Below are 24,415 nucleotides of genomic sequence, written 5' to 3'. Positions count from 1 at the left end.
CAACCATGGTGCTGCTACGGTGCGTTGATGGCGCCGAAGACGGACGAGCAGGAACTCGTGGAACGGTGGCGGGACATTCGCGCCCTGCATGCCAGGACCCAGTGCGAACTGGACCGGACGCTGCAGGCCCACGGCCTGTGCGCCAGCGACTTCGAGGTCCTCGACCTGCTGGCCCGGAGCGGGGGAGCGGCCCGCCGGGCCCACCGCATCCAGAAGATCTCCGAGCGCGTGCACCTCACCCAGAGCGCGCTGTCCCGGCTCATCGGCCGCCTGGAGAAAGAGGGGTTGGTCGAGCGGGCCATGTGTGCGGAGGACCGGCGGGGCGTACGGGTGGCCCTCACCGCGAAGGGCCGCGCGCTGCACGCGGAGATACGGCCGGTGCAGCGCGCGGTGCTGGCCCGGATGCTGGCCGACAGCGACTGACGGAACGTCAATTACCGGCAGCGACTGACGGACGTCAATTACCGACAGCGACTGACGGTCCGTCAGATACCGGACGTCTCCCGCCACCGGGTGGCGAGCGAGTGGTCCCCGGTGACCCGCGGCACCGGTTCGCGGTTCCACAGTGCGAGGTACAACCGGTCGGCGGGGCCGGAGAGTTTGGCGTCCGCGTCGCCGGCCGCCCCCCGGGTCGCCAGCGGTGCGGCGTGCGCGGTGAGCCGTACGGTCCACACCGCGTCCCCCGTTCCGTCCGCCGCGTCCGTGGTGCGGACCCGCAGCGCCTTCGGCTCCGGCGTCCGCACCCGGCTCCGGGACCGGGCGTGGAAGCCGAGCAGCAACTCGTCGATGCCGTCGACCGCGAAGTCCGCGTCGATCGGGGAGGGCGTTCCGCCCCGGGCCGCCCCGGCGTCGTACCGGTGCACGGTCGTCTCGTGCGCCTGCCGCCTCGCCCAGAACGCCAGGGGCGGGAGGTCCGGCAACGGCAGGAAGGTCCAGCACTCCAGGTCGGCGGGGGCGGCGGCCAGGGTGTCCACCAACTGCCGGTGGCTGTCGGCGTACCAGGCCACCAGCTCGGCCCCGTCGAGGTCCGGCGCCTCGTCCATGGGCCGGGGCTCGCCCCGCCCCTCGGCGACGAAGCCCGCGGCCCACCGGTGGACGGCGCCCGTGTGCCGCAGCAGATCGCGCACCTGCCAGTCGGGGCAGGTCGGCACCTTGGCGTCGGTGCCGGCCCGCGCGGCGGCCGCGGCGAGCGACCGGCCCTCGCGGTCGAGGGTTTCGAGGAAGTCGGCAGTCTCCATGGGGCGAGTGTGCCCGAGGGTTCCCCGCCGGACCACGGTGTCAGTAGTCGCTGTTCATCGCGGCACGCACTTCGGCGAGGGTGGCGTCGGCCACGGCGTTGGCCCGCTCGTTGCCCTCGCGCAGGATGCGGCGGATCTGGGCGCGGTCCCGGGCGTACTCGGCCCGGCGTGCGCGGATCGGTGCCAGGTACTCGTTGACCGCCTCCGTCACGGTCTTCTTCAGCGCCGCCGCGCCCGCGGAACCGATGTCGCCGGCCACCTCCTCGGGGGTCCGGTCCTGGCACAGCGCCGCGAGCAGCAGCAGCGAGGCGACCTCGGGGCGGCCCGCCGGGTCGTAGGCGATGTGCCGCTCGGAGTCGGTCTTGGCGCCCTTGAGCAGTCGCGCGGTCTCGTCGGCGTCGGCGGCCAGGGTGATGGCGTTGCCCCGGCTCTTGCTCATCTTGGTGCCGTCCGTGCCGAGCAGCAGCGGGGCGCTGGACAGCAGGGCCTCGGGCCGGGGGAAGACCGAACGGCCCTGCCCGTAGCGGTCGTTGAAGCGGCGGGCGATGGTGCGGGTGATCTCCAGGTGGGGGAGCTGGTCCTGGCCGACGGGCACCAGGTTCGCCTTGCAGAAGAGGATGTCGGCGGCCTGGTGCACGGGATAGGTGAACATCAGCCCGCTGACGGCGGACTGGCGGGAGTGCGCGATCTCGTCCTTGACGGTGGGGTTGCGGTTGAGCTCGGCGACGGAGACGAGGCTGAGGAAGGGCAGCATCAGCTGGTTGAGCGCGGGGACGGCGCTGTGCGTGAAGATCGTGCTGCGCTCCGGGTCCACGCCGATGGCGAGGTAGTCGAGGACCAGCTCCTCGACGTGCCCCTTGAGGTCGTCCGCGACGTCCCGGTCGGTCAGCACCTGGTAGTCGGCGACGATCACGAAGAGTTCCACGCCGAGGTTCTGCAGCCGGACCCGGTTGTGCAGGGTGCCGAAGTAGTGGCCGAGGTGCAGTCTGCCGGTGGGCCGGTCGCCGGTCAGCACCCGGAACCGCCCCGGGTCCTCGGCGATCAGCTTCTCCAGCTCCGCGCTGCGGGTCTGCGCGGCGGACGTCCCGAGCGCGTCGGACGCCGCGGGTCCCTCGCCGGTCTCGGGGACCGCGGCGGTCCCGGGGTGCGCGGCCGGTGCGGTCTGCGGGTGGGTGGTCATGCGGTCTCCTGGTGGTGGGTCGGCGGGGCCGTCGGGACGGCCGGACCCCTGGCTTCCAGGGACACGGAAAAGGGCCGTCCATGACGAACGGCCCCGGTTCATGCCTGCGTGGCGGCCGCTCCTACGAGGAGCGCCACCAGCACGGACACGACGAAAGATGCATGCGGGAAGTGTACCGGGGCAGGCCGCGCCCGGCCAGCGCGGTCCTGCCCGAAGGCTCAGCCGTTCATCACGTGGCGGGTCGCGACCCCGATGACGGCGGCCACGGCGGCCAGCGCGGCCACGCTGGTCAGCGCGGTGGGCAGGGAGAACCAGTCGGCCATGAAGCCGATCGTGGGCGGCCCCAGCAGCATGCCGCCGTACCCCAGGGTGGAGGCGACGGCGACCCCGGAGGGCCCGGCCAGGGCGCCGGCCCGCTCCACGGCGACCGGGAAGAGATTGGCGAGTCCCAGCCCGGTCACGGCGAAGCCGGCCAGCGCCGCCCAGAGCGACGGCGCGAGCGAGCCGAGCAGCATGCCCGCGGTCGCCACGGAGCCCCCGGCGATCACCGTACGGGCGCGGCCGAGGCGCGCCAGCAGCGCCGACCCCGTGAGCCGGCCGATGGTCATGGCCAGCGTGAAACAGGCGTATCCGGCCGCCGCCGTGCCCGCGGACGCGGTCAGGTCCTGCTTGAGGTGGAGGGCGCCCCAGTCGGCCATGGCGCCCTCGCCGTACGCGGTGCACAGCGCGACCAGCCCGAAGACGACGACGAGTCCCCGCCGGCCGCCGCGCGGCGCCGGGTCCTCCCCGGCCGCCGGCGGCCTCGCGCGGTCCGCCGCCGGAGGTTCGTACCGCAGCAGAGCGCGCCCGGCGACGGCCGTGACCAGCAGGCCGACCACGGTGATCCCGAGCAGGTGCCGGGTGGGGGAGAGGTGTCCGGCGACCAGCCCGCCGAGCCCCGCGCCGACCATCCCGCCGAGGCTGAAGGCGGCGTGGAAGCTGGGCATGATGGGCCGGCGCACGGCGGCGACGAGGTCGACGGCCGCGCTGTTGAACGCGACGTTCACGCCCCCGTAGGCCGCGCCGAAGAGCAGCAGGACGGCGCCGAGCGCGGCCACGGAACGGGTCAGCGGGGGCAGGGCGACGCTGAGCGCCAGGACGGCCATGCAGACCACGGTCACCGGATGGCTGCCGTAGCGCCGGCACAGGCGGCCGGTCATGGTCATGGTGAGCACGGCCCCCGCGGACACCCCGAGCAGGGCGAGTCCGAGGGCTCCGGCGGAGGCGTGGGTCTGGTGCTTGATGTCCGGGATGCGCACCACCCAGCCCGAGAAGATGAACCCGTCCAAGGCGAAGAATGCGGTGATCGCGACCCGCAGCCCGACGAGTTCCCGGCCCGGCACGACGCTGTGCGTTCGGGTTTTGTTTATTAGCGGCACAAAGTCAGCCTAGGGTGGGCCGGGAGGTGGGGCAAGGGGTTGAGGGTCGGCTCGCGCGGCTGGCGGCCGATCACCGGGCGGTCCTGATTCGCTTCCCGCCTTTCGGTGTGCGGTGGGCCGGGGGTCGTACCCTCACGTGTCATGAGCGCAGCCGCGGACACGTCCGCAGTCACGAACCTGATCGCGAGATACGCCGAGTTGGTCGACGACGGTGACTTCGCCGGGGTCGGGGCGCTGTTCGCCGACGCCGTGTTCATCGGGAGCGGTGGTCCCGTGCGGGGGAGCGAGGGCGTCGAAAGGATGCTTCGGGACACCGTGATCCTGTACGAGGACGGCACACCGCGTACCCACCACGCCACGACGAATGTCGCCGTGGAGGTGGACGCGGCCACGGGCACCGCCGCCGCGCGCTCCTACGTCACCGTCTTCCAGGCCCTGCCCGATCTGCCGTTGCGGCCCATCGCCGCCGGCCGGTACGCCGACCGCTTCGAACTTGGGGACGGCCGATGGCGGTTCGTGGAGCGGCGCGTGCGCATCCATCTGGTGGGGGACGTGGGCGGGCACCTGCGCGGTTAGACCCTGCCGGCCGTGCGGGCCGTGGCCCGGACGAGCGCGGTCGGAGCCCTCCCAGGGGCTTCCGTCCGGACCAGGCCGGATCGTCGCTCGGCACGGCCGCCCGGAGCAAGAGCGGTGAACTGCCCGAAACCTGATCCCGAAGTCGGCTCCGACCGCAGGGATTTCGACGAACGACGGTCAACTTCCGGACGCGGTGGCCGGTTTACGTTCGTACGGGTGTATGGGTGGATGAATCCGGCGCGGATACAGGTCGGTTAATGCTTGCTCACGCGCTGGTTGCAACGGGGTGAGCGCGTCATGATGGGCCCATGACGTTGGCCTCGCGCGCGCTCGCGCAATTGGCGACCTGGCCGGACCTGAGACAGGCCGTGCCGAGCTGCGGTCAGGGACAGGCGGTGAGCTCCGCCAAGGGTGAGATCGTCCACTTCCACTCCGAGCGCGACGTCGATCTGCGGCTGACCGACCGGGCGATCCGCCGGTTCGCGAAAGACCTCAGGCACACGGGTGCGATCAGGATCGTGCCCGGCTCGCAGTGGGTGACCCTCCGCCTCGACGCCGCGAGCGACGTGGACCTGCTGCTGACCCTGGTCAGCGTGGCGCTCCAGGCGCAGCAGGCCCCGTCCGACCCGGCCGAACGGCCACTGGTCGGGTGCAACGACCAGCGGGGCGCCGGGTTCGTGAAGGCGGATCTCGGGGCGTTCTGAGGACGGCCGGGCACCGCGCGGTGTCAGACGGTGACGACCCGGATCCCGGCCTCCTCGATGCCGCGGACTGTCTCCGGGTCCGCCGCCGCATCCGTCACCAGCGTGTCCACCAGGTGCGCGGGGCAGATCCGGGCGAACGCCCGCCGGCCCAGCTTGCTGGAGTCCGCGGCGACCACCACGCGTTCGGCGCGCTCGCACAGCAGCCGGTTGATCGCCGCCTCGGCCTCGTCGTGCGCCGCCGCGCCGTGCGTCACGTCGAAGGCGACCACCCCGAGCACCGCCACGTCCAGCCTGATCTGCCCGAGCACCCCGTCCGCGAGCGGCCCGATCAGCTCGTACGACTGCGGCCGGGCCACCCCTCCGGTGACCACGATCTTGAACTGGGGCCGCACGGCCAGCTCGTTGGCGATGTTGAGCGCGTTGGTGACCACGGTCAGCGCCGGGGAGCCGGAGGCCAGATCGCCGCGCACGGCCAGGGCGCGGGCCACCTCCGTGGTGGTCGTGCCACCGGTCAGCCCCACCGCCTCGCCCGGTGCGACCAGTTCGGCCACCGCCCGGGCGATGCGCTGCTTCTCGGAGGCGCGGCGGGCCGTCTTGTAGCGCAGCGGCAGCTCGTAGGAGACCCCGTGCACCACCGCGCCGCCCCGGGTGCGGACCAGCATCTGCTGCTCGGCCAGGTGGTCGAAGTCCCGGCGGATCGTCGCCGCCGACACCGCCAGCTCCGCCGCCGCCTCCTCGACGTCCAGCCGGCCGCGCTCCACGAGCAGCTCCAGCAGCGCCTTCCAGCGGGCGTCCCGGGACATCCGCGGCCTCCGTTCTCCGGTCGTTCCCCGAGCCGTGACCCTAGCGCACCCCCGTGGTGCGCCCCCGCGCCCACCGAAATGCTTGATTGTGCTTGAAAGCTCGCTATATCTTGCAGGAACAATCATCCGGGCCAGGGGAGGGTGTGGGCAGATGACCCATGTCGAGGACGAGCTGACCAGTCAGCCCGCGTGCTGGACACGAGCGGCCGAGGAGGCGGGGCGGCACCGGGACGCGCTGCCGGCGCCGGGCGAACGGGTCGCCGTCGTGGGCTGCGGGACCTCCTACTTCATGGCGCAGTCGGTGGCCGCACTGCGCGAGGGCGCGGGACAGGGCGAGACCGACGCGTTCGCCGCCTCCGAGTTCCCGCACGGACGGTCGTACGACCGGGTGGTCGCCCTGACCCGCTCCGGCACCACCACCGAGGTGCTGGATCTGCTCGGCCGGCTGAAGGGGACGGGGACCAGGACCACGGCCGTCACCGCCGACCCCGCGACGCCCGTGATGACCGCCGCCGACGATCTCGTCGTCCTGGACTTCGCGGACGAGCGCTCCGTCGTCCAGACCCGGTTCGCCACCACCGCCCTCACCCTCCTGCGCGCCCATCTCGGCCTGCACACGGACTCCGTCGTCGCCGACGCCCGCACCGCGCTCACCACCGACCTTCCCCGGGAACTGGTCGCATGCACCCAGTTCACCTTCCTGGGGCGCGGCTGGACGGTCGGGCTCGCCAACGAGGCCGGGCTGAAGATGCGCGAGGCATCCCTCTCCTGGACCGAGGCCTACCCGGCGATGGAGTACCGGCACGGCCCGATCAGCATCACCACGGCGGGCAGGGCCGCGTGGATGTTCGGCGAGGCGCCCGACGGTCTCGCCGAACAGGTCCGCGAGACCGGCGGGTTGTGGATCGCGGGCGGCCTCGACCCGCTCGCCGAACTCGTCCGCGCCCAGCGGCTCGCGGTCGCCGTCGCCGCCGCGCGGGGACTCGACCCCGACCGCCCCCGCCACCTCACCCGCTCGGTGATCCTGACCCCGGACGCCGCCGAGACCGCCTGACCCGTCCCCGCCGTACCGCGCCCCGGAAGGACACCCGAAGTGCCCCTCGCGTCCACCGGCGAGCTGGTGACCCGTGCCGCCGAAGCCCGCAGTGCCGTCGCCGCGTTCAACGTCATCACACTGGAACACGTCGAAGCCGTCATCGCCGGTGCCGAGGCGGCCGGCGCCCCCGTCGTCCTCCAGGTCAGCGAGAACGCGGTCAAGTTCCGGTACGGGCGGCTGCTGCCGCTGGCCCGTGCCGCCGGTGCCGCCGCCGAACGCGCCGCGGTCCCGGTGGCGTTGCACCTGGACCATGTGCAGAGCGACGACCTGTTGCGGCAGGCGCCGGACGCCGGCTTCAGCTCGGTGATGTACGACGCGGCCCGGCTGCCCTACGCCGACAACCTCGCCGCGACCCGGGCCGCGGCGGACTGGGCCCACTCCCAAGGACTCCACATCGAGGCCGAGTTGGGGGAGGTCGGCGGCAAGGACGGACGGCCGCCGCTGGACGCCCATGCGCCCGGTGCCCGTACCGACCCAGCCCAGGCGCGGGACTTCGTCGCCGGGACCGGGGTCGACGCCCTCGCCGTCGCCGTCGGCAGCAGCCACGCCATGACGACCCGCACCGCCGCCCTCGACCACGCCCTGCTCAAACAGCTGTCCGCCGCGCTGTCCGTGCCGCTGGTGCTGCACGGGTCCTCCGGGGTGCCGGACGACGGCCTGGTGGCGGCGGTCGCGGGCGGCATCGCCAAGGTCAACGTGGGTACGGCGCTCAACATCGCCATGACCGGGGCGATCCGGGAGTTCCTCGCCACGCATCCGGAGGCGGTCGACTCGCGCAAGTACCTCAGCGTGGGGCGGGAGGCGATGGCCGAGGAGGTGCGGCGGATCATCGGGGTGCTCGCCGCGAACCGGGACTGACGCGGGGTCTCGCGGGACCGGCCGCACTGCCCTCGCGGCGAGCGGCGAAGTCACGAACCGTCAGCCATGACGCTCGGGAGCCCCCGGCCGCAGGGGGCCGGGCGCTCCGTCACGCCTTTCGGCCGCGGGTCAGCCCTGGCCGCCCGGCGGGGTCTGGAAGTTGTTGACCCTCCCGGCCTGGATCGTCACACCGCTGAAGTCGCCGCCGTTGATGGTGTTGATCACCACGTCGCCGTTGACCCGCACCTGCTTCGCACCTTCCTCCCATGCCGACAGCTCACCGGCGAACTCCGGGTCCAGCGCCGCCCGCATCCCCAGTGCGATGCTCAGCTGCTGGGCCAGTGCCGGATCACCGGGCGCCTGCTGCAGTGCGACCAGCTCCGCCTCCCCGCTGCTCGCGGTCGGCAGGTGCGCGGGCCGCTGGAACGGCCGTCGCATCACCCTCAGGGCCCCCTGCAGCGCCTGCTTGCCCGCCTCGCCGCCGGCCCCGCCCGCGAACGCCGCGAGCAGTGTGGTCACCGTCATCGGATCCACCGTGCACCCCTCCCTGTCGAGCCTTCGCCCCCAAGCTACGACTCGTGCGGCCGGACTGACGGGCAATCAGGCGAACCGGAGCGACGTGTACCTGCCGTAGGGTGTCCGGTGCAGTCGACGGGACCGGACGGCTGGGGGAACGCCATGGAACCGAGAGCGCAACGCCAGACCAAGGCGCACCGGGTGCGGACGAGGAGCCGGAGCATCCCCGGCGACACACCGACCACCCTCCAGGTCGACAACAGGTTCAGCGGCACGATCACCAACGGCTACCTGATCCAGGCCGGCAACGTGTTCATCCGTCACCTGCCCGGGCCGCGGGACTGGGCAGCCGAACTCGCCCGGCAGGTGCTCCACCTGGAGGGCACCGAGTGCCGCCGCCTGCTGGGGCACTCGCTGCAGCGCATCGACCTGAGCTACACGCTCGTCGCCCAGCCGGGCCGGGAGGCCCGGAAGGCCGGCCCGGCCGGCCGGCAGCTGACCGAAGCTGCGGACACGCCGGGCGTTGCCCGGTACTACCGCGAGCTCGACCCGCGCCGACTGGTCATCACCGGAGCCGGCGGCGCCGGGAAGACGGTGCTCGCGATGGAGCTGATGATCGCGCTGCTCCAGGACCGCGGAGCGGACGACCCCGTCCCGGTACGGATACCCCTCGCCGACTGGCCCAGCGGAGTCGGTTTCGCCGACTTCCTGACCGACTACCTGCACAAGACCTACCGCTGGACCAAGCGGAAGGCGCGCCGCCTGGTCGGCGAGCAGCGCGTGCTGCCCGTCCTGGACGGTCTGGACGAGATGGATCCGCCGCTGGCGAACGGCAGACCCGATCCGGCCGCCCCCCGGGCCCGGGCGGCACTGCGCGCGATCAACGGCCTGCACACCGGGCTGCAGCACGACGCGGTCATCCTCACCTGCCGCTCGGAGGCCTACGACGCGCTCGCACAAGGGCAGTACGACCCCGAGGCGCGCCGACTGCTCGACGCGGCCCGGGTCGAGGTCGAGCCGATCGAGCGTGCCACCGCCCTCGGCTACCTCACCGAGCGGGCCGCCGAGCAGGACCGCTGGCAGCCGCTGCTGAAGCGGCTGGCCGCGCAACCCCGCTCGCCACTCGCCCGGTTGCTCTCCACTCCCTGGCGGCTCTGCCTGGTCGCGCGCAGCTACGCCACCGACGGCGACCCCGCCGAACTCACCCGGTTCCGCAACGCCGAGCAGCTCGACCGGCACCTGCTGAACCGGTACATCCCCGCGCTCCTGAAGCCGGACCCGGCGCTGCCGGCGGCCACCGCGCGCCACCACCCGGCGAACGTGCACCGCTGGCTCCACCAGCTCGCCCGGCACCTGGAGACCGCAGGCGGCGGCACCGAGTCCCGCGCCGTGCTGACCCTGCACGAACTCTGGCGGATGCGACCCCAGCTCGCCCTCCGGGTCCAGACGAGTGTCATCCTGCTGGTCGGCGCGATCTTCGGATTGCTCGCCCCGTACCTGCCGTTGGACCACCCGGCCGACGCGGACCTGGTGTCGACGATGTGGGTGTGGGAGCTGCTCGCGCTCGGCTTCTCCCGCACACGGTTCGCCCGGCGCCCGCGCAGCCTGCGGCTCGGCATGACGGGCTGGACCTGGCCCGCGCTGGTCTTCGTGCTGCTGATGGCGGTCGGCGGCGCCGCATTCCTCCACCGGTTCTTCCCCGGCCACCTGCCACCGGTGTCGGCCGTCCTGATGCCGCTGTCCGCGCTGGCGGCCGCGTCCTACGTCAACCCCTCCAAACCGGCCCGCTCCCCCCGCACCGTGCTGCGCGAGGACTTGGTGGCCGGCGTGGTCGGCGGCCTGCTGACCGGAGTCGGCGCGCCGTTCGGCTTCGGCCACGACGCCCATGACATCGCGGTGCTCGCCGTCGCCGAGGGCGTGTTCATCACCCTGACCTTCACCGGCGGCCTGTACCAACTCCACCTGGCTTTCGTGTTGGCCTCCCGCCGACTGCTGCCGCTCCGGCTCGGCTCTTTCCTGGACTGGGCCACCGGGCTCGGCCTGCTCCGGCTGGCCGGCCCGGCCTATCAGTTCCGCCACCGCGAACTGCAAGCCTGGCTGGCGGCCAACCCGCACCCTCTCACGTCCGACGCCTAGGTGAATGTTCCGACGGAGTTCCAGGGGCCGAGGGGAGTGGTTCTGCGCGCTGGAGTGGGCACGGCTGCTCGGGCAACGGGGACGGCACGAGCGGGCGTTGGGGGCGCTCGCTCCGTACATCGCCGCGAACTGGTGGCCGGCGGCGCGAGCCGGGGCGGAGCTGCTGGAGGGCTGGGGCCGGGCGGCGGAGGCGATCGCGCTGGGCCGCCCGTACGCGCAGGCCGGCGACCGGTCGGCGTGGGCGGCAGTGGTCAGCTGCTTTGCCGGCGGAAGTCCAGCATGTGGAAGACCTTGTCGTAGCGGTGTTCGCCGACGGCGACGAAGTCGGCGAGACGGCCGTATTCGGTGAAGCCCAGCGACCGGTAGAGGCGCAGGGCGTTGGTGTTGTCGCCACGGGCGTCCAGGGTGAGGACCTCGACACCCGCCTCCCGTGCGTCAGCGATCAAGGCGGCGGTCAGTGCGCGGCCGACGCCACGACCATGGACGGCAGCATCCACCGCGATCTTCTCCAGGTCGGCGTGTGGCCGATGGGTCGGCCGGGTGTAGCGCAGCCAGTACCCCAACCCGACGAGCCGGCGGTCGAGGTAGGCGGCACGCAGGGCCGCGTCCCCGGCCCGCACCGCGCAGACGACGTGGCCGAGAAGTTCCGCCACCTCATCCCGCGAGGGTGGTTCGATCCAGCCCAGCGCGGCGCCTCCGCTGACCAGGTCCGCCAGGATCCGGTGGGCCGACTCCGCGAACCGGGCCGCCAGTTCCGGATCGGAAGTCAGCTCCTTGGCGTCGAGGATGACGGGCTCAGTGGACATACCGGTGGTCATGGCCGGCAGCCTAGCCAGCCCGAGGCCGAGCCGAGACCCCACGGCCGCCGCACGGCCATGACCACCTCACCCACCACCTGCACGCGGCCGGCCTCCGTGCGCTCGCCGACCTCGGCTACGACGCCCATTCAGGCCCTCAGCCGTCAGACACAGCGCTCAGTCGCGCGCAGGCTCCTCGGCGAGGTGGGGTCCCGGCGTGCCGATGGCACGGCCGAGTTGGTCGGCGGCGCGCCTCACGGACGCTTCGGATCAGTGCGGTCAGCTCCTCTTCACCGCCCTCAGCAGCACGAACTTCGGGTCGCTGGCGACGAGTTCGCAGTTGCCGAAGATCCGCTTCAGTGTCACGTGATAGCCCAGGTGCCGGTTTCCGATCACCCACAACTCGCCCCCGGCCCGCAGCACCCGCCGTGCTCCGGTGAACATGCGGCGGGCCGTCGCGTCGGTGGTCGCCTGGTGAGAGTGGAACGGGGGGTTGTTCAGCACGAGGTCCACGCTGTCGGGGGCCACCCCGGTGAGTCCGTCGCCGACGCGGAACTCGGCGTGTCCGGGCACCCCGTTGGCCTTGTAGGTGGCCTCCGCCGAGGCCACCGCCTGGAACGACTCGTCCACGAAGAGCACTTCGGCGGCCGGGTCGGCGAGCGCCACCGCCGTACCGACCACCCCGTTGCCGCAGCCCAGGTCCACCACGCGGGCCGGGCCCGGGCCGGGGAGGTGCCGGAGGAGGAAGCGGGTGCCGATGTCCAGCCGTTCGGCGCAGAAGACGCCCGCGTGGTTGACGACCGGGCGGCCCGAGATCGCGCCGACGCCGTCCGGGAGGTCGTAGACGTACGGCCACGGGTTGGCGGGCCGGCGCAGCGCCGGGTCGGGCGTGCAGAAGATCAGCCGGGCCTTCTGGCGGGCCAGCGACGTCCGCGTGGGACCGAGAATCCGCTCGAAGAGCTGAAGCGTGGAGGTGTGGATCTCCTTCACCATGCCGGTGCCGATCACCACCGTGCCCGCGTGCACGGCCGGCGCCAGCCGCAGCAGCTGGTCCTCCAGCAGCGCGAGGCTCTTCGGCACCCGCACCAGCAGCACGTCCACCCGCTCGGGCGGCCGGTCCTGGGTGGTCAGCAGCGGCACGGCGCCGGGTTCGACACCCGCCCGCGCCAGATTGGCGCGGGTCGCCTCCTGGCCCAGGAACGAGTCGGTGATCTGGCTCGGCCGGTGCTCCGCCAGCGCCGTGGCCAGCGCGCCCCAGCGGTCCCCGAGCACCACCACCTGCCCGGTGAGCGGCACCTGCTCCTCGGCCAGGTGCCGCAGCAGATAGGCGTCGGAGGCGTCCCAGGCACGCAGCCGGTCGCGGGGATCCTCGGGGAAGCGGGACAGCTCGACCTCGCCCCACGGTGTCGTCATACGGTCGCTCATCGCGCTCCAGGCTAGCGGAACCGCAGCTCAGGACCCTTGGCGCGGGAGGGGCCCCGGGCGGGCCGGTGGGGCAGGATGGGGAGGTGGACGCGGAACTGTTCCCCCGTGGGCGCGCGGACCTCGGGCCCGGCGCCGTGCACCTGCCGGACTGGCTGCCCGCCGAGCGGCAGCGCGAGCTGCTCGCCGCCTGCCGGGACTGGGCGCGGCCCCCCGCCGGACTGCGCACCGTGCGCACCCCGGGCGGCGGCACCATGACCGCGCGGCAGGTCTGCCTCGGCCTGCACTGGGGCGTCGTACGCGCCTGCCCCGAGTGCGGGCGGGCCGTACGGGACAACCCCGAGTGCCCCGGACCGCACGCGTATCCGTACGCCTACACCCGCACGGCCCTCGACGGCGACGGCGCCCCCGTCAAGCCCTTCCCGGACCGGCTCGGCGAGCTGGCCCGGCGCGCGGTGGCCGAGACGCTCGGCCCGGACGCCGTACCCGGTGCCCCGTACGACATCGCGCTGATCAACTTCTACGACGGCGCCGCGCACATGGGCATGCACCGCGACAGCGACGAACGCGCGGACGCGCCCGTGGTCTCGCTGAGCCTCGGCGACGCCTGTGTCTTCCGCTTCGGCAACACCGCGACCCGGACCCGGCCCTACACCGACGTGCGGCTGCGCAGCGGCGACCTGTTCGTCTTCGGCGGGCCCGCCCGCACCGCCTACCACGGCGTGCCCCGTGTCCACCCGGGCACGGCACCGCCCTGGCTGGGCCTGGCCGGGCGGCTGAACATCACCCTGCGGGTGAGCGGGCTGTGACGGCGGCGCGGGCCACCGGGGATGCGGATCATGGGAGACTCGCCCTCATGAGCGGCAAGGCGGAACCCCGGGCGGCGGGGGAGAGGACCACCAGGGCGCGGCTGGACCGGGGGCGGGGCGCGCTCGGTCCCGCGCTGGAGCTGGTGCACACCGGGCGGGCGCCGACCCGGGCGGTGCTCACCGCGGAACTCGGCGTCACCCGGGCCACGGCCGGTGCGGTCGCCGCCGAGCTGGAGGCCCTCGGTCTGATCCGGGTGGACGTCCGGCCGGCCGCCGCGGCCGGCTCCCAGGGCCGCCCCTCGCACCGGCTGGACGTCGCCGAGGACGGCCCGGTGGCGCTGGCCGCGCAGGTGCACGCCGACGGTTTCCGGGCCGCCCTGGTCGGCCTCGGCGGGCGGATCGTGGCCACCGCGCCCGGCTGCCAGACCGTGGAGGCCGACCCGGCGAAGGTGCTCGGCTCGGTCGTCGAGGCGGGCGTGGAACTGCTGCGCGACACCGGCCGCCGCTGTGTCGGCGCCGGACTCGCCGTGCCGTCCGCCGTCGCCGAACCCGACGGCCTCGCCCTCAATCCGCTGCACCTGGCCTGGGCCGTCGGCGCCCCCGTCCGCCGCATCTTCGCCGAGTGCGTGCGCGCGGCGGGCATCACCGGGCCCGCCTTCGCGGGCAACGACGTCAACCTCGCGGCGCTCGCCGAACACCGGCACGGCGCCGGCCGGGGCGCCCGCGACCTGCTGTGCGTGGCCACCGGGCACCGGGGCGTCGGCGGCGCCCTGGTCCTCGACGGCCGGCTGCACACCGGCAGTTCGGGGCTCGCCCTGGAGGTCGGCCATCTGACCGTCAACCCGGAGGGCCGCCCCTGTCACTGCGGCGGCCGGGGCTGCCTGGACGTGGAGGCGGACCCGCTGGCGCTGCTCGTGGAGGCGGGCCGCGAACCGGGCCCCGAGGTGTCCCTGCTCCAGCAGGCCAACGACCTGCTGCTCAACCAGTACGGCGACCCCGCCGTGCGCAGGGCCGCCGAGGCACTGATCGACCGGCTCGGGCTCGGTCTCGCCGGTCTCGTCAACATCCTGAACCCCGACCGCATCATCCTCGGCGGGCTGCACCGCACCCTGCTGGGCGCCGACCCGAGCCGGCTGCGCGCGGTCGTCGCCGACCGCAGCCTGTGGGGGCAGAGCGGCGGCGTGCCGATCCTGCCCTGCACCCTCGACCACAACAGCCTGGTCGGGGCGGCCGAACTGGCCTGGCAGCCGGTGCTGGACGACCCGTTGGGCGCGCTGCGCTGAACTCCCGCGCGGCGCCGCCTACTTCCAGTCGACCGCGAACGCCCGCGACGGGTGCTCGGTGAGGATCCGGTCCACCAGGTCCGGCCCCAACTCCTCCGCCAGCCGCGGCCGTACCCGCCGCAGCAGGTACGGCATCCCGGGCCCGCCGTCGACCGAGCGGGCCCCGGCGGTCACCGTGTCCCCGCCGAGCAGCAGCCGGTCGCCGTACCCGGCCTCGGCGAGGGACCGCACGGCGGCCGGCATCCGCCAGTCGGTCGGGTGGTGGGCGCGGGACGGACCGTCGAAGGCGAGCCAGCAGCCGGACGCGGCGGCCTGCCGGTGCACCACCGGATCGGGGAAGCGGTTCAGATGGCCGAGGACCACCCGCTCCCCGGGAACCTCCAACTCGCCGCAGAGCAGGTCCAGTACGTCGAGCGCGCCGGTGCCCAGCTCCAGATGGACGGCGATGGGCGCGCCGGTGGCGTGGTGTGCCTCGGCCGCCGCCGTCATCGTCCAACGGGCGTGTTCGTCGAGTCCGTGGAAGCCGCCCGCCACCTTGATCAGCCCGGCGCGCACCCCGGTCGTGCCGATGCCCTCGGTCAGTTCGGCGACGAACACCTCCGCCAGCCGGCCCCGCAGCCGCGCCACCCGCTCCGGTGCCGTGTGCGGTGCCTGGTGCAGCCCGGTCGCGCAGACCAGGTGCACCCCCGTCGCCCGGGACAGGCCGGCGAGATCCGCCGCTCGTCGCCCCATGCCGTGCGGCGTCCACTGCACGACGGCCGCGCCGCCCGCCGCCCGGAAGGCCTCCAGCTCGGCCCGTGCGGCGTCGGCGTCGTCCAGCTCCTGGCCCGGCAACTGCCTGCTGCGCAGGAAGAGGTGGTCGTGCGCGTCGCAGACGCCCAGCCGCTCGGGAGCGAGGTCGCCGAGGACCGTGCGGACCCGGCTCACCACTGCCGGCCGCGGGGGAGCCGGTCGCGCCCGGGGGCGGACGGACGCGGCACCCGGACGAGGTCGCCCTCGGCCCCGGGGGCGTCGTGCTCCCAGGGGGAGAAGCGGACCAGCTCCCGGTGGTGCGGGTCGACGGCCGCCCTCGGCCCCGGCAAGTCCGCTCCCTGCGGGACCGTTTGCCGCCGCCGTACGGCGAACCGCGCGCGGGTGCCGGTGCCTTCGGCGTAGCCGGGGCCGTCCCGGTCGTCCGGCGGGTGCCCGAGCCGGTCGGCGCGGGCGCGGAGGACGTCGGTGTCGTGGTCCGCGGGGAGCGTCATTCCGTACGGCGTCGCGTGCATCGAGTCGTCCCTCCTCAGGCGGTGCGCGGTGCGAGCAGGGCGAGGAGGCCGTCGACGGCCGTGTCGAAGGCGGCCGGGGAACCGGCGGCGCGGGCGAGCACATAGCCGCCCTGCACGGTCGCGAGGACGGCCGCGCCGATCTGCCCGCCGTCCAGCTCCGGCGCGAACTGCCCCTGCGCCTTGCCCTCTTCGACGATCCCCGCGATCCGTTCCCGGATCCAGGTGAGCGTCTCGTCCACCGGGGCGCGCAGCTCGTCGCTCGCCATCACGTCCGGGTCCATGGTCAGCCGGCCGATCGGGCAGCCGCGCAGCACCGCACGCTCGCGCCGCAGATACGCCACGATGCGCTCGTAGGGCGTGCCCGGCCCGCCCAGGGAGCGCTCGGCTGCGGCCCGCAGCTCCTCGGCGGTCCGCCGGATCGCCGTCAGGGCGAGGTCCGGCTTGCCCTTGAAGTGGTGGTACATGCTGCCCTGGCCGGCTCCCGCGCGTTCCAGGATCGCCTTGGGGCTGGTGCCCACGTACCCGCGCTCCCACAGCAGCTCGCGGGTGGACTCGATCAGTCGTTCGGAGGTGCTCATGCGAGCAGTGTACATACTGGTAGATACAGTGATCGGCGTGGTGCCCGGGCCCGGCGGGCGGGTGTGCCGCCCGCCCGCCGGGCGCCCGTGGGCCGGTCAGCGGGGCCCGCCGCCACCGCTCGCGGCCGAGGCTGCCGCGGGGACCGGTGTCCGCGGCGCCGTGGCGGTCCCCGCCGAAGCGGCGGCGCTCGTCGTGGCGACGGCCCCGGCGGTCGCGACGGTGCCCGCCGTGACGCTCGCCCGCACCGTGGCGACGGTCTCGGCCGGCACCGGCACCGGCTGGTGTTCCGGTGCGGGGCAGGGCGTACGGGCCGGTCGGCCGGGGGTCGCCGGCAGGGTGAACCAGACGACCTTCCCGTTGTCGCCGTCCGGCCGCGCGCCCCAGCTCTCGCTCACCGCGGCCACCATCGCCAGGCCCCGCCCGCAGGTCGCGAGCGGTGTGGCGTCGGCCGGGTCCGCGTCGTCGGCCGGTACCGGCAGGCGCGGGTCGTGGTCGCGCACCGACACCGTGAGCCGGTCCGGCGCGAACTCCAGCTCCACGGTGCACGACTTGTCGGGTCTGGCGTGCCGGTGGACGTTGCTGAGCAGCTCCGTCACGCCGAGCGCGGCACGGTCTATCAATGGGTCGAGATGCCAGTAGCGCAATTGCGCAGATACGATTCTGCGGACCTGGCCGATCCGCGACGGCAGGGCTTGGAGCTCCACCGTGCAGTGCCTGCTTGGGTAACTGATCACGGCTGCGACTCCCCGATGTGAGGTCCGGAAGGGAACCGGCAAAACACGGAGAACAACGGATCCAGCAGGCCCCCCGGGAAAGCGGCCGCCTGCTGTCGAGGCCGGCGGGCTGGTTCGCAGCGTTATCGCCGGTAAACCCAGAGTGACGTGAGACCAGCGTGGCGCAGGGGGCACCCGCGCGCAACTCGCCGCATCCGTACGGACAGGGCGGGAGATCACGCGGGCGTCGCGGCACCGGGCACGCCCCGTCCCGGCCGGGGCGGGCGGACCCGGCGCGGAGTCCGCAGGCGCCGCCCCGGGCGCCGCCGGCCGGCCGGGGCGCTCAGCCGCCGCGTCCCGCGGCGCGGCGGACCGCTTCGATGAACCGGCGGGCCGCCGGCGGCCCCGGTTCGCCGGGAGCCGGGTCCTGCTCGCCCAGGGTCAGCAGGTACCGCTCGCCGTTCAGGTCGGCCAGTGCCTTGTCGTCCGGGGCGAACCACGGTTTGGAGGCGCGCACCGCCTGCACCGGTGCGCTGTCGATCTCGCTGCCGTAGCTGTTGAGCAACTCCACCCTGCCGTCGCTGATCCGGACCTGTCCGGCCCGGGTGAGCGAACGCATGCGTTTGCCGATCCGCACGCCCTTGGCAGTGAACTCCGGCTCCGCCATCCCTCGCCGCCCCCTTGTGCGCGTGTTCCCGTGTTCCGGTGTGCGCCCCCGTTCGCGTGCGGGACCATCGTCCCGCACGCGTGCAGTCTGCCGCGCCGCGGCACCGAGCACCAGTGCGCGCGGGGGCGCGCGGAACAGCGGCCCGGAGCACGCGCTCAGCCGAGCCTGCCCTCTCGTACACCTGTGCCCCAGGGTCGCTTTGGGCCCTCCAAAGATGCGTTTATGCAGGTGGGAAGCGGTCTGAAAGATGCCTATGCTCAAGGTGCCGGCCGCCACGGGCGCCGTCGGCGCAGAGCGTAAGGAGCCCCGCCGTGAGCATCACCCCACAGATCCGGACCGGCGCCACCCTCGACGTCGACCGCAGCGATCCCGCCTACCGCGGCTGGCTGAAGGAGGCCGTGCGCAAGGTGCAGGCCGACGCCAACCGCTCGGCGGACACGCACCTGCTGCGTTTCCCGCTGCCCGAGCGCTGGGGCATCGACCTCTATCTGAAGGACGAGTCGACGCACCCCACCGGCAGCCTCAAGCACCGTCTCGCCCGCTCCCTGTTCCTCTACGGCCTCTGCAACGGCTGGATCCGCCCCGGGCGCCCGGTGATCGAGGCCTCCAGCGGCTCCACCGCCGTCTCCGAGGCATACTTCGCCAAGCTGATCGGGGTGCCCTTCATCGCGGTCATGCCCCGCACGACCAGCGCCGAGAAGTGCCGTCTGATCGAGTTCCACGGCGGGCGGTGCCACTTCGTGGACGACTCCCGGAAGATGTACGAGGAGTCGGCCCGCCTCGCGGTGGAGACCGGCGGCCACTACATGGACCAGTTCACCTACGCCGAACGGGCCACCGACTGGCGCGGCAACAACAACATCGCCGAATCCATCTTCCGCCAGCTGGAGTTGGAGCGGTTCCCGGAGCCGGCGTGGATCGTGGCCACGGCGGGCACCGGCGGCACCTCGGCGACGCTCGCGCGCTATGTGCACTACATGCAGTACGACACCCGCATCTGCGTCGCCGACCCCGACAACTCCTGTTTCTTCGATGGCTGGACCACCGGCGACCCGGACGTCACCTGCGACTGCGGCTCCCGGATCGAGGGCATCGGCCGGCCGCGCATGGAACCGAGCTTCGTGCCCGGCGCGATCGACCGGATGATGAAGGTCCCGGACGCGGCCAGCGTCGCCGCCGTACGGGCCCTGGAGCGGGCGATCGGCCGCAAGGCGGGCGGCTCCACCGGGACCGGGCTGTGGAGCGCGCTGAAGATCGTCTCCGAGATGGTGGCCGCGGGCCGCACCGGCAGCGTCGTCACCCTGCTGTGCGATCCGGGCGACCGGTACCTCGACAAGTACTACTCGGACGCCTGGCTCGCCCAGCAGGGCCTGGACATCGCACCGTACGCGGCGGCGATCGACTCCCTGCTGGCCACGGGCGTGTGGCCGGACTGAGAGGTGTGCGCCCGGAAGGGCCCGGGGCGTGCGGCTACGATCGGACGGTGATCCAGAGCGCAGAGCTGGCCGGTGTCTTCGACGAGCTGGCCGACAGCTACGACCACGCGCACCACGAGGAGATCGCCCGTGCCCTGATCGACCGGGTGGCCCCGGGCGCGGACGACGCGGTCGCCGACGTGGCGTGCGGAGCCGGCGCCGTCGCCCTCCAGCTGGCCCGCGCACGGCCCGCCTCGGCGCAGCCCGTCCTGGCCGTCGACCTCTCCCCGGGCATGGTCGCGGTCGGCCGGGCCCGCGCCGCCGGTACGGCGAGCGCCCGGGCGATCGACTGGCGGGTGGGGGACGCCGTACCACTGCCGGTCCCCGATCACTCGCTCGACGTCGTGTTCTGCGCGTCCTCGCTGCACTTCCTGGGCGCCCGGGCCCTGGCCGACTGGCGGCGCGCGCTGCGGCCGGGCGGCCGGGTGGGGTTCTCGCTGCCCCTGGCCACGCACTTCCGCCCCTCGCCGCGCTTCGCCGAACTCCTCGCCGGGGACGTGCCGTTGCCCGCCGACGCGCGGGAGGCGAGCGACTGGACCGAGGCCCGCGGATTCACCGGCGCCACGTCCCGGGTACTGGCCCTCGGCACGCGCCGCGTGGTGCTGGTCTCGGCGACCCGCCCCGACGGCGGATGACCTCCCGGCCGGACCCGGGGCCGTCCCGCGTGCCGGTGCGCCGGCCGGCCGCGGGCCGCCCGGCCGGTGCGGGCGGACACCGGGCGCGGCGTCAGCCGTCGGTGCGTCTTCGGGGCGCCCGTGCGGGCGGCCGGATGCCGGCCGGAGGCTCCAGATAGCTCGCCCGGTCGGGGTCCCAGGCGCGCCGCAGCGGGTCCCGCACCGCCCGGACGCACAGCCCCGCCGGGGTGAGCACCGCGAAGTACAGGGCGGCCAGGCCCAGTCGGAGCAGCCGTTCAGTCCCTCGGGATCGTGGCACGCCAGTCGCCCTCCTCCCGCCACGCGGGCTGCTCGCGCTTGTCCAGGAGGTGGTCGCCGAGGACCAGGAGATCGATCCGGGTGCGCATGAAGCAGGCGTACGCCTCCGCCGGGTCGCGCACGATCGGCTCCCCGCGCACGTTGAAGGACGTGTTCACCAGCACCGGGCAGCCCGTGCGCTCCCGGAAGGCGGTGAGCAGCGCGTGGAAACGCGGGTTGTGCCCGGCCGTCACCGTCTGCACCCGGGCCGAGCCGTCGACATGGGTGACCGCCGGGACCGTCGAGCGCGGCACGCGCAGCAGGTCCAGGCCCCGGGCGCCGTCGGCCTCGGCCCCGCACTCCCGTCGCCGGGCCGCGGCCACCTGCGCCGTCAGCAGCATGTAGGGGCTCTCCCGCGGCAGATCGAACCAGTCCTTTGCGTCCTCGGCCGGCACGGCGGGGGCGAACGGGCGGAAGGACTCGCGGAACTTGGTCTTGAGGTTGAGGGTGGACTGCATGGCCGGATCGCGCGGGTCGGCGAGGATCGACCGGTTGCCCAGCGCCCGCGGGCCGAACTCCATCCGCCCCTGGAACCAGCCCACCACCCGGCCCCGCGCCAGCTCCGCCGCCACCCGCTCGACCAGTTCCCGCTCCGGCAGCCGTACGGCGGTGTAGCCGCCGCGTGCCAGGAACTCCTCGATCTCGCGGTCGTCATGGCCGGGGCCGAGCAGTGCGCCCGCCATCGCGTCCGCGCCCTCCCGCACATGGGCGCGGGGCGCGCCCCGGCGGTGCGACTCGGCCAGGGCCGCGCCGAGCGCCCCGCCCGCGTCGCCGGCCGCCGGCTGGACCCAGAGTTCGTCGCACACGCCCTCGGCGAGCAGCCGGCCGTTGGCCACGCAGTTGAGCGCGACTCCGCCGGCCAGGCACAGCCGCCGTTCCCCGGTGCGGCGCAGGGCGGTGCGGGCCAGCCGCAGCAGCACCTCCTCGGTGACCTGCTGCACGGACGCCGCCAGGTCGAACTCCCTTTCCGTGAGGGGCCCTTCCGGTGCCCGGCGGGGCCCGTCGAACAGCTCCTCGAAGGCCCGGCCGACCATGGTCAGCCCGTACTGGAAGGTGAAGTAGCGCAGGTCCAGGCGGAACGAGCCGTCGTCCTTCACATCGATCAGCCGCTGCCGGATCAGAGGCGCGTAGCGGGGCGTGCCGTAGGGGGCGAGGCCCATCAGCTTGTACTCGCCCGAGTCGACCTTGAAGCCGCAGAAGTAGGTGAACGCGGAGTACAGCATGCCGAGCGAGTGCGGGAAGCGCAGCTCCGCGAGCGGGACGAGCCGGGTGTCCCGGCCGTGCCACAGGGTCGTCGTCGCCCACTCGCCCACCCCGTCGACGCAGAGCACCGCGGCCGAGGGGTAGGGGCTCGGGTAGAAGGCCGACGCGGCGTGCGAGGCGTGGTGCCGGTAGGCCACCAGCGGCGGGAGCGGCCGGCCCCGCGCCAGCTCGCGCAGGCGGGCCCGCACGTCCTCCAGCGCCCGCCGCTTCCAGCCGGCCCACTGCGGGAACGAGCGCCGGAACACGGGGTAGCCGTGCGGGGCGGTCGCCAGCCAGGTGGCCAGGACCCGGCGGAACTTCAGCGCCGGGTCCTCGTAGAACGCCACGGCCGCCAGCTCGTCGAGGCGCAGTCCGCCCAGGTCCAGGCAGGAGCGGACGGCGTGGGCGGGGAAGCCGGGGTCGTGCCGGCGCCGGGTGAACCGCTCCTCCTGGGCCGCCGCGACCGGGACGCCGTCCGCCACCAGGGCCGCCGCGCTGTCGTGGTAGTAGGCGGAGATGCCCAGGACCGGGCCGCCGCCCCTGCCGGTGCCCATGTCAGAACAGGGGGTAGACGGAGGCGTCGTCCTCGGGCTGCGGGCGCAGCCGGGACGGCGGCGGTGGCGCGGGCGGGTCCGCGGGCCGCTCCGGCGGATCGGCGGGAGCGGACGGCCGGGTGCGGCCGCGGCGGCGCAGCCAGGCGGAGAGGCGGTGGACCGCCGGGGCGGGCGCCGCCCCGCCGTCCTCGCTCATCGGGTCGCGCATCGAGGGGCTCCTCATGCCAGGTCGAGGTGGTGGGCGAGCTGCCGGGCCACCAGGTCGTAGCCGAGATCCGTGCTGTGCACACGGTCGATGAACAGCCAGTCCCCGGGCGCGGCGGCCTCGCCGAGCGCCACGTTCATGTCCAGGAAGGGCACGCCGAGCCGGGCGCATCCCGCGGACAGCCGCTCGGCGTAGGCGCGGCCGACCGCCATGGTGGAGATGTCGTTGTGGAACCGGCGGAAGTTGGAGACCTCGTCCAGCTCGTCGAAGAGCAGCTTCTCCCGGGGCAGCGGTTCCTCGCGCACCCAGGGGGCGAGCGGCTGGAGCACGAAGGTCAGCCGGGCTCCGAGACCGTCCGCGAGCGTCTTCCAGCCGGCGAGGTGACGTAGCGTCAACTCGGTGCTGTGCGCGACGCGTTGCTCGGGCGGCGGAACGACCTCGGGGGCGGGGCCGCAGTCGAAGAAGGCGCCGTGCCGGCCCTGCTTCTCCTCGGGCAGCCTGCTCAGCACCAGGTTGTTGACGCCGGACAGCAGCACGATGTCCTCGATGGGCGGCAGTTCGTGCTGGAAGAGGGTGAACAGCAGCAGTTCCTGGGCCGAGTTGTGGCTCTGGCCCGACAGGTTGAGCCACGGCAGGCGGGGCGCGTGGGCGTTCCACAGGCGGGCGGTGATCGTGGCCGCGTCCCCGGTGGCGCCCACGCCGAAGACCGCGGAGCTGCCCGCGAGGACCCGCGCCGGGCCGTCCGGGCGGTCGTCGCCGACCGTGGCCCGCTGCCCGTCGGGGCCCGGGGTGACCCGGAAGCCGTGCCGGTCGGTGGTGTAGACGGGCGTCTTCTCGTTGCCGTACTGGAAGTAGCCCAGATACGGCTGGTCCTCCAGGACGAAGGTGTAGTGCTCCATGTGCGGGGCGAACTCGGCGCGGGGTGAGGTCATCGCGAAGGGGCTCCCTGGCGTGGGTGGGGTGGGCGGGTGCTCAGCGGGCCGGGGCCGGGGGCGGCGGCTCGGGCAGGGAGCCGGGGCGGTCCTCGCGGATCAGATCGGCGTTGATGGCCATGGCGGCCAGTCCGCCGCTGGCCGCGGCCATGGCGGCCTGCTGCATGTTCCGGCCGAGGTCCCCGGCGACGTACAGGCGGGGCAGGCTGGTGCGGCCCCGGTCGTCGGTCTGCACGGACTCCAGGTCCGGGGCCGTCAGCCAGGGGCGCAGCGGGGCCACCCGGGGCTCGATGTCGAGGTGCAGGAACATCGCCCCGTAGGAGGCGGTCCGGCCGTCGGCGAAGACGACCTCCAGGCCCTCCGGGTGCGGCCGCAGCTCGCGGACGCCCTCGGTGAGGACGGGCACCTTCGCGGCGGCGAGCCGGTCCTGTTCGTCCGCCGGCAGCGCGCGCCCGCCGGCGAGGTAGGTGATGTCATCGGACCACACGGTCAGGGTCGAGGCCAGGCACTCGCTGGGCACCCCGCCGCCGTAGACGGCGAAGCGGCGCTCGCGCACCTCCCAGGCGTGGCAGTACGGGCACTCGAAGACGGCCTTGCCCCACAGCGGGGCGAGGCCCGGGACCGGGGGCAGCACCGAGCGGACCCCGGCGGCGTACAGCAGGGTGCGGGCGCGGACGGTGCCGGACTCCTTGGCGGTGACCACCACGTGGTCGCCGCCGGACTCGGCGGACACCACCTCGTCGTCGCGGAACGCGACGTCGTAGGAGGCGAGTTGGGCGCGGGCGCGGGCCCGGAAGTCGGCGATGGCCGCGCCGTCGTTGGTGAGGACGTTGTGCATGACGCCCGCGGCCATGTTGCGGGCGTCGCCGGAGTCGACGAGCAGTACCCGGCGGCGTGACCGGCCCAGGTAGAGCGCGCCGTTCAGACCGGCGGGCCCGCCGCCGACGATCACCGTGTCATAGAGCTGCGTGTCCAA

At 74.0% G+C, this 24,415-nt stretch carries 27 protein-coding genes; 10 read left to right on the top strand and 17 right to left on the bottom strand.

What is annotated here, in order from left to right:
* Positions 1 to 27 precede the first annotated feature (27 nt).
* A complete protein-coding gene (locus BLW85_RS06505) occupies positions 28 to 423 on the top strand; it encodes a MarR family winged helix-turn-helix transcriptional regulator (RefSeq protein ID WP_107409077.1) in 396 nt (131 codons plus the stop codon).
* 62 nt (positions 424 to 485) lie between these two features.
* Here the strand turns inward: BLW85_RS06505 and BLW85_RS06500 are convergent, their stop codons facing one another.
* From BLW85_RS06500 to BLW85_RS06490, 3 genes are all read right to left on the bottom strand, one after another.
* Positions 486 to 1,238, bottom strand: coding sequence for a maleylpyruvate isomerase family mycothiol-dependent enzyme (locus tag BLW85_RS06500; protein WP_074991360.1), 753 nt, complete (start codon positions 1,236 to 1,238; stop codon positions 486 to 488).
* Between the two features lie 40 nt (positions 1,239 to 1,278).
* The gene (gene trpS / locus BLW85_RS06495; protein ID WP_079172277.1) at positions 1,279 to 2,418 is read right to left on the bottom strand and encodes a tryptophan--tRNA ligase; all 1,140 of its coding nucleotides are present in this window, start codon (positions 2,416 to 2,418) and stop codon (positions 1,279 to 1,281) included.
* A 218-nt stretch (positions 2,419 to 2,636) separates the two neighbouring features.
* Positions 2,637 to 3,800 carry an MFS transporter gene (locus tag BLW85_RS06490; RefSeq protein ID WP_074991359.1) on the bottom strand — a complete coding sequence of 388 codons (1,164 nt, stop codon included), beginning with the start codon at positions 3,798 to 3,800 and terminating at the stop codon, positions 2,637 to 2,639.
* A gap of 177 nt (positions 3,801 to 3,977) precedes the next feature.
* Between BLW85_RS06490 and BLW85_RS06485 the strand changes: the two genes are divergently transcribed.
* Together BLW85_RS06485 and BLW85_RS06480 are read left to right on the top strand one after the other, a co-directional pair.
* On the top strand, positions 3,978 to 4,412 hold the full coding sequence (locus BLW85_RS06485; protein WP_074991358.1) for a nuclear transport factor 2 family protein: 435 nt from the start codon (positions 3,978 to 3,980) through the stop codon (positions 4,410 to 4,412).
* Between the two features lie 308 nt (positions 4,413 to 4,720).
* On the top strand, positions 4,721 to 5,116 hold the full coding sequence (locus tag BLW85_RS06480; RefSeq protein WP_167381382.1) for a luciferase domain-containing protein: 396 nt from the start codon (positions 4,721 to 4,723) through the stop codon (positions 5,114 to 5,116).
* Positions 5,117 to 5,139: 23 nt separating this feature from the next.
* Here BLW85_RS06480 and BLW85_RS06475 read toward each other — a convergent pair whose 3' ends face one another.
* Complete coding sequence (locus tag BLW85_RS06475) at positions 5,140 to 5,919, bottom strand: DeoR/GlpR family DNA-binding transcription regulator (RefSeq protein ID WP_074991357.1); 780 nt, start codon at positions 5,917 to 5,919, stop codon at positions 5,140 to 5,142.
* A 151-nt stretch (positions 5,920 to 6,070) separates the two neighbouring features.
* On the opposite strand from BLW85_RS06475, the gene BLW85_RS06470 reads away from it, so the two are divergent.
* Both BLW85_RS06470 and BLW85_RS06465 read left to right on the top strand, forming a co-directional pair.
* On the top strand, positions 6,071 to 6,973 hold the full coding sequence (locus BLW85_RS06470) for an SIS domain-containing protein (RefSeq protein WP_074991356.1): 903 nt from the start codon (positions 6,071 to 6,073) through the stop codon (positions 6,971 to 6,973).
* Positions 6,974 to 7,012: 39 nt separating this feature from the next.
* Entirely contained in the window at positions 7,013 to 7,873 is an 861-nt protein-coding gene (locus BLW85_RS06465) for a class II fructose-bisphosphate aldolase (RefSeq protein WP_074991354.1), read from the top strand.
* A gap of 129 nt (positions 7,874 to 8,002) precedes the next feature.
* On the opposite strand, the gene BLW85_RS06460 is transcribed toward BLW85_RS06465, so the two are convergent.
* Positions 8,003 to 8,398 carry a hypothetical protein gene (locus tag BLW85_RS06460; protein WP_239697611.1) on the bottom strand — a complete coding sequence of 132 codons (396 nt, stop codon included), beginning with the start codon at positions 8,396 to 8,398 and terminating at the stop codon, positions 8,003 to 8,005.
* 153 nt (positions 8,399 to 8,551) lie between these two features.
* On the opposite strand from BLW85_RS06460, the gene BLW85_RS06455 reads away from it, so the two are divergent.
* Complete coding sequence (locus tag BLW85_RS06455; RefSeq protein WP_074991352.1) at positions 8,552 to 10,525, top strand: NACHT domain-containing protein; 1,974 nt, start codon at positions 8,552 to 8,554, stop codon at positions 10,523 to 10,525.
* A gap of 251 nt (positions 10,526 to 10,776) precedes the next feature.
* On the opposite strand, the gene BLW85_RS06445 is transcribed toward BLW85_RS06455, so the two are convergent.
* Together BLW85_RS06445 and BLW85_RS06440 are read right to left on the bottom strand one after the other, a co-directional pair.
* Positions 10,777 to 11,343 (bottom strand): GNAT family N-acetyltransferase, encoded by a 567-nt coding sequence (locus BLW85_RS06445; RefSeq protein WP_074991351.1) that lies wholly within the window; start codon positions 11,341 to 11,343, stop codon positions 10,777 to 10,779.
* A gap of 258 nt (positions 11,344 to 11,601) precedes the next feature.
* Positions 11,602 to 12,735, bottom strand: coding sequence for a methyltransferase (locus BLW85_RS06440; protein WP_074991349.1), 1,134 nt, complete (start codon positions 12,733 to 12,735; stop codon positions 11,602 to 11,604).
* Between the two features lie 95 nt (positions 12,736 to 12,830).
* Between BLW85_RS06440 and BLW85_RS06435 the strand changes: the two genes are divergently transcribed.
* Positions 12,831 to 13,553, top strand: coding sequence for an alpha-ketoglutarate-dependent dioxygenase AlkB family protein (locus BLW85_RS06435; protein ID WP_070026518.1), 723 nt, complete (start codon positions 12,831 to 12,833; stop codon positions 13,551 to 13,553).
* A 47-nt stretch (positions 13,554 to 13,600) separates the two neighbouring features.
* The gene (locus tag BLW85_RS06430; protein WP_074991348.1) at positions 13,601 to 14,836 is read left to right on the top strand and encodes an ROK family protein; all 1,236 of its coding nucleotides are present in this window, start codon (positions 13,601 to 13,603) and stop codon (positions 14,834 to 14,836) included.
* Between the two features lie 18 nt (positions 14,837 to 14,854).
* Here BLW85_RS06430 and BLW85_RS06425 read toward each other — a convergent pair whose 3' ends face one another.
* The 5 genes from BLW85_RS06425 to BLW85_RS06405 form a co-directional block, all read right to left on the bottom strand.
* Complete coding sequence (locus BLW85_RS06425; RefSeq protein ID WP_074995989.1) at positions 14,855 to 15,763, bottom strand: phosphotriesterase family protein; 909 nt, start codon at positions 15,761 to 15,763, stop codon at positions 14,855 to 14,857.
* On the bottom strand, positions 15,760 to 16,101 hold the full coding sequence (locus BLW85_RS06420) for a hypothetical protein (protein ID WP_079172276.1): 342 nt from the start codon (positions 16,099 to 16,101) through the stop codon (positions 15,760 to 15,762). Before BLW85_RS06420 ends, BLW85_RS06425 begins: the two co-directional genes overlap by 4 nt.
* A 14-nt stretch (positions 16,102 to 16,115) precedes the next feature.
* Positions 16,116 to 16,694, bottom strand: a complete 579-nt coding sequence (locus BLW85_RS06415; RefSeq protein WP_074991346.1) for a TetR/AcrR family transcriptional regulator — start codon at positions 16,692 to 16,694, stop codon at positions 16,116 to 16,118.
* A gap of 81 nt (positions 16,695 to 16,775) precedes the next feature.
* The gene (locus tag BLW85_RS06410) at positions 16,776 to 17,414 is read right to left on the bottom strand and encodes an ATP-binding protein (protein WP_107409076.1); all 639 of its coding nucleotides are present in this window, start codon (positions 17,412 to 17,414) and stop codon (positions 16,776 to 16,778) included.
* 322 nt (positions 17,415 to 17,736) lie between these two features.
* The gene (locus BLW85_RS06405; RefSeq protein WP_070026522.1) at positions 17,737 to 18,060 is read right to left on the bottom strand and encodes a hypothetical protein; all 324 of its coding nucleotides are present in this window, start codon (positions 18,058 to 18,060) and stop codon (positions 17,737 to 17,739) included.
* Between the two features lie 311 nt (positions 18,061 to 18,371).
* Between BLW85_RS06405 and cds1 the strand changes: the two genes are divergently transcribed.
* Both cds1 and BLW85_RS06395 read left to right on the top strand, forming a co-directional pair.
* Positions 18,372 to 19,496 (top strand): L-cysteine desulfhydrase Cds1, encoded by a 1,125-nt coding sequence (cds1, locus tag BLW85_RS06400; protein ID WP_074991345.1) that lies wholly within the window; start codon positions 18,372 to 18,374, stop codon positions 19,494 to 19,496.
* Positions 19,497 to 19,543: 47 nt separating this feature from the next.
* Positions 19,544 to 20,170 (top strand): class I SAM-dependent methyltransferase, encoded by a 627-nt coding sequence (locus BLW85_RS06395; RefSeq protein WP_070026524.1) that lies wholly within the window; start codon positions 19,544 to 19,546, stop codon positions 20,168 to 20,170.
* A 91-nt stretch (positions 20,171 to 20,261) separates the two neighbouring features.
* Here BLW85_RS06395 and BLW85_RS06390 read toward each other — a convergent pair whose 3' ends face one another.
* The 5 genes from BLW85_RS06390 to BLW85_RS06370 are packed head-to-tail and all read right to left on the bottom strand — an operon-like array spanning position 20,262 to position 24,415.
* Positions 20,262 to 20,468, bottom strand: a complete 207-nt coding sequence (locus tag BLW85_RS06390) for a hypothetical protein (protein WP_070026525.1) — start codon at positions 20,466 to 20,468, stop codon at positions 20,262 to 20,264.
* Entirely contained in the window at positions 20,446 to 22,302 is a 1,857-nt protein-coding gene (locus BLW85_RS06385) for a carbamoyltransferase family protein (RefSeq protein WP_074991342.1), read from the bottom strand. Before BLW85_RS06385 ends, BLW85_RS06390 begins: the two co-directional genes overlap by 23 nt.
* A 1-nt stretch (position 22,303) precedes the next feature.
* Positions 22,304 to 22,510, bottom strand: coding sequence for a hypothetical protein (locus BLW85_RS06380; RefSeq protein ID WP_074991337.1), 207 nt, complete (start codon positions 22,508 to 22,510; stop codon positions 22,304 to 22,306).
* Between the two features lie 11 nt (positions 22,511 to 22,521).
* Positions 22,522 to 23,439 (bottom strand): SGNH/GDSL hydrolase family protein, encoded by a 918-nt coding sequence (locus tag BLW85_RS06375; RefSeq protein WP_208624817.1) that lies wholly within the window; start codon positions 23,437 to 23,439, stop codon positions 22,522 to 22,524.
* A gap of 40 nt (positions 23,440 to 23,479) precedes the next feature.
* Positions 23,480 to 24,415: an NAD(P)/FAD-dependent oxidoreductase gene (locus tag BLW85_RS06370; RefSeq protein ID WP_074991336.1), complete on the bottom strand. Its 936-nt coding sequence runs from the start codon at positions 24,413 to 24,415 to the stop codon at positions 23,480 to 23,482.

The sequence above is a fragment of the Streptomyces misionensis genome, from assembly GCF_900104815.1.
GTDB lineage: Bacteria > Actinomycetota > Actinomycetes > Streptomycetales > Streptomycetaceae > Streptomyces > Streptomyces misionensis.
This window is presented reverse-complemented; position numbering and strand designations above follow the sequence as displayed.

Bases quoted from the DNA above. Each gene is read 5' to 3' on its own strand.
- BLW85_RS06485 (WP_074991358.1), top strand. From the start codon at position 3,978: ATGAGCGCAGCCGCGGACACGTCCGCAGTCACGAACCTGATCGCGAGA.
- BLW85_RS06430 (WP_074991348.1), top strand. From the start codon at position 13,601: ATGAGCGGCAAGGCGGAACCCCGGGCGGCGGGGGAGAGGACCACCAGG.
- BLW85_RS06440 (WP_074991349.1), bottom strand. From the start codon at position 12,735: ATGACGACACCGTGGGGCGAGGTCGAGCTGTCCCGCTTCCCCGAGGAT.
- BLW85_RS06385 (WP_074991342.1), bottom strand. From the start codon at position 22,302: ATGGGCACCGGCAGGGGCGGCGGCCCGGTCCTGGGCATCTCCGCCTAC.
- BLW85_RS06420 (WP_079172276.1), bottom strand. From the start codon at position 16,101: ATGCACGCGACGCCGTACGGAATGACGCTCCCCGCGGACCACGACACC.
- BLW85_RS06480 (WP_167381382.1), top strand. From the start codon at position 4,721: ATGACGTTGGCCTCGCGCGCGCTCGCGCAATTGGCGACCTGGCCGGAC.
- BLW85_RS06500 (WP_074991360.1), bottom strand. From the start codon at position 1,238: ATGGAGACTGCCGACTTCCTCGAAACCCTCGACCGCGAGGGCCGGTCG.
- BLW85_RS06380 (WP_074991337.1), bottom strand. From the start codon at position 22,510: ATGCGCGACCCGATGAGCGAGGACGGCGGGGCGGCGCCCGCCCCGGCG.
- trpS (WP_079172277.1), bottom strand. From the start codon at position 2,418: ATGACCACCCACCCGCAGACCGCACCGGCCGCGCACCCCGGGACCGCC.
- BLW85_RS06455 (WP_074991352.1), top strand. From the start codon at position 8,552: ATGGAACCGAGAGCGCAACGCCAGACCAAGGCGCACCGGGTGCGGACG.
- BLW85_RS06375 (WP_208624817.1), bottom strand. From the start codon at position 23,439: ATGACCTCACCCCGCGCCGAGTTCGCCCCGCACATGGAGCACTACACC.
- BLW85_RS06415 (WP_074991346.1), bottom strand. From the start codon at position 16,694: ATGTACACTGCTCGCATGAGCACCTCCGAACGACTGATCGAGTCCACC.
- BLW85_RS06505 (WP_107409077.1), top strand. From the start codon at position 28: ATGGCGCCGAAGACGGACGAGCAGGAACTCGTGGAACGGTGGCGGGAC.
- BLW85_RS06460 (WP_239697611.1), bottom strand. From the start codon at position 8,398: ATGACGGTGACCACACTGCTCGCGGCGTTCGCGGGCGGGGCCGGCGGC.
- BLW85_RS06445 (WP_074991351.1), bottom strand. From the start codon at position 11,343: ATGACCACCGGTATGTCCACTGAGCCCGTCATCCTCGACGCCAAGGAG.
- BLW85_RS06405 (WP_070026522.1), bottom strand. From the start codon at position 18,060: ATGGCGGAGCCGGAGTTCACTGCCAAGGGCGTGCGGATCGGCAAACGC.
- BLW85_RS06470 (WP_074991356.1), top strand. From the start codon at position 6,071: ATGACCCATGTCGAGGACGAGCTGACCAGTCAGCCCGCGTGCTGGACA.
- BLW85_RS06475 (WP_074991357.1), bottom strand. From the start codon at position 5,919: ATGTCCCGGGACGCCCGCTGGAAGGCGCTGCTGGAGCTGCTCGTGGAG.